At 38.6% G+C, this 2,334-nt stretch carries 3 protein-coding genes and 1 pseudogene; 1 reads left to right on the forward strand and 3 read right to left on the reverse strand.

Features of this window, described 5'->3' with window-relative positions; genetic code table 11:
- Positions 1-160: 160 nt before the first annotated feature.
- Positions 161-586 (forward strand): annotated as a pseudogene (locus AB4263_RS01150) (transposase); the annotation flags it as partial.
- Positions 587-594: 8 nt separating this feature from the next.
- Here AB4263_RS01150 and AB4263_RS01155 read toward each other — a convergent pair.
- From AB4263_RS01155 to AB4263_RS01165, 3 genes are read right to left on the reverse strand one after another with little or no spacing between them, the layout of a single operon-like run.
- Positions 595-801, reverse strand: coding sequence for a hypothetical protein (locus AB4263_RS01155; RefSeq protein ID WP_372097228.1), 207 nt, complete (start codon positions 799-801; stop codon positions 595-597).
- A gap of 26 nt (positions 802-827) precedes the next feature.
- Complete coding sequence (locus AB4263_RS01160) at positions 828-1,727, reverse strand: hypothetical protein (RefSeq protein ID WP_372097230.1); 900 nt, start codon at positions 1,725-1,727, stop codon at positions 828-830.
- A gap of 17 nt (positions 1,728-1,744) precedes the next feature.
- Entirely contained in the window at positions 1,745-2,146 is a 402-nt protein-coding gene (locus tag AB4263_RS01165) for a hypothetical protein (RefSeq protein ID WP_372097232.1), read from the reverse strand.
- Between the last annotated feature and the right edge of the window lie 188 nt (positions 2,147-2,334).

Consider the following 2,334-nt stretch of genomic DNA (forward strand, 5'->3'; position numbering starts at 1 on the left):
GGGGTTCGTGACACGCTTACGGAGGACAATAGAGTTTGATCAATTTTAAAAACGTTTCTGGACAGAAATGAGTTTCGGATAACCAGGTATTAGCAAATCACGAATTAGCATAAGTATGGAAAGTCACTAAGCTCACTGTCCAGTATTAATGGTGCACATCATTTGGATAACTAACTTACCTTCAGACACCTTTACTGCCGATGACATCATGGCGATCTACCGCTGTCGATGGCAGGTGGAACTGCTTTTTAAAGAGTTAAAGTCTCACACCAACTGGCAACGATTTGTCACCGCACAAAAGGCCATCGTTGATGGGCTCATCTGGGCCAGTTTACTTGCGCTGATCATTAGGCGTAGTATTGCGCTTCAGATAATGCCATCGGTCTCATTGTTTAAAGCGGCAAAAAATGTGGATGTCTGGCTGTTACCAATATTTGAATGTATCAGTCACGGCGCATGGTCAGAAATCAGCAATAAAATCGAATGGGCTACCAGTTATATATCAAGGAACGCTCAAAAGCCCGCGCAGAGGAAGTCTAAAGAAAACATTACGTTAGACGGGATTTACGCTGAGCTTAGTGCTTAAGGTTCTGTCTATGTAAGACCAATAGCATGATCTTTATCCAAGAAAGCATCAGTGACCTCTAGCCATGTCTTCTTGCCATTGATTTCAATAATCGCCTCGGGTGGATCAGGTGTTTCTAGCACATCCAAGGTGATACCTAGATTTTCCATATATTTGGAGAATTGCTGTAATACAGCATTTTCATGTACTTGTTTAAGATCTCTGCGTTTAACCATAGAAGATTACTCTTGAAAAAAGATGGTTAATCCCAAAAAATTCTTTTTATTTCATCTGCATCATCACGCAAAATAGTTGGACCATCTATTAAGTATGCTTGTGTTTGCGAGTTATTAACCATAAAGTATTTTTCGCTTTTTCTATACAGCTTAAATGTGTAGACATACTGAGTAGCATATTGCTCAATAGGTGAAAACACATCTTGTATCCCATTTTCTGCGAAATACTTAAATATAGCTTGTGCGACATAATTTAGCCGTTCTACCGTCCCAGTTTGGAGGGTAAACATTGTGTAAGAGTCAGAATCATCGAATGCTACAAATACTTCAATAACAGTTCCTGTTGATTGGCCTGAAAAAACGAAGTTGACAACTCTCCCCTCTAGTTTTTCATCGCCATCTTTATCGATTTCAAATAAATGACCCGCTTCATCATTAATGTAAATAACGGCACCATCATTAACGATGAATAAAATATCGACTTCAGCTTCGTCTAATCTCATACCTCCCTTTAGGGGCGAGCTTTTCTGACTTTCATACTTCCCAAGTGATAAAGTTTTCATAATGTTATCAACGATCTTAGTTCGTAATTCTACGACTAAATCGACATTAGGCTGAAGTTGCATACAAAGTGCCAATAAGAATTGCTGAGGGCCATCAGGGCCATCCACTTCTGGCCGAGAATTGCTCATTGAGCCTTTATACTCCTGTGGACTAATACCACAGTTTCTAGCAAAGCTTATTGCTGTGTCGTTTCCTTGACTCGCTGCCTCAATCTCCTCAAGGACAAATTGGTATGTGATATCTGCTGTTGGTATCTTCTGCAATATGATTTCAGAAAATCTTTTTGCAGCATATTCAATACCATCTTTCTCTATAAGCTTTTCCAAATCAGATTTTTGCTTTTTCTTGAACAGTCCGAACATATCTATCCCTTGCCTTTTTATTTCACCTGTTTAATAAGATTTTTTAATTGGTCGTGTAAGACGCCAGCTAGAATATTTGGTGTAGCCTCTTCGGCATTTACTCTACCATTCAATATTTCCTTTGAAATGACACTAAATCTCACAAAAAGTAGAATCATATATTCTCCAAACATTTCATTAAATCGGTCAGATGAAATTGAAGAAAGCGTATCAGCTACATCTTGCATTAATTGTTTATCCAAGACAGGCAATAAGGTTGCTTGAAGAGTTTCTCCGGCTGATTGGCAAGCATCATTATATTCTTTTGTATTTGCTTCTAAACCCAATAACTTACTCGTTTCTGTGCGAAACCAACCTACCACAATACTTTCCAATTCTGGATTATTTTTCTTTCGTTTAAACATACTAAACAGACCCATATCATCGCTCCTTTTTTAAAATATACATTAGCTAAGGACGGCTTTCATTTCACAGGATGTATCTGACTCTACAGAGACATAACGCCGCGTTAAGTAGTGAGCAACGCCACCACTGAACCTAACCATACCACCTTAAACACAAAACCCAACGATGGAATGAAAAATGCCATGGGCTTTGTTGCGTAATT

Source organism: Vibrio sp. 10N.261.55.C5, from assembly GCF_041470505.1.
Classification (GTDB): Bacteria; Pseudomonadota; Gammaproteobacteria; order Enterobacterales; family Vibrionaceae; genus Vibrio; species Vibrio crassostreae_C.

Excerpts from the sequence above, each read along its gene's own strand:
- AB4263_RS01155 (WP_372097228.1), bottom strand. The coding sequence starts at position 801 with ATGGTTAAACGCAGAGATCTTAAACAAGTACATGAAAATGCTGTATTA.
- AB4263_RS01160 (WP_372097230.1), bottom strand. The coding sequence starts at position 1,727 with ATGTTCGGACTGTTCAAGAAAAAGCAAAAATCTGATTTGGAAAAGCTT.
- AB4263_RS01165 (WP_372097232.1), bottom strand. The coding sequence starts at position 2,146 with ATGGGTCTGTTTAGTATGTTTAAACGAAAGAAAAATAATCCAGAATTG.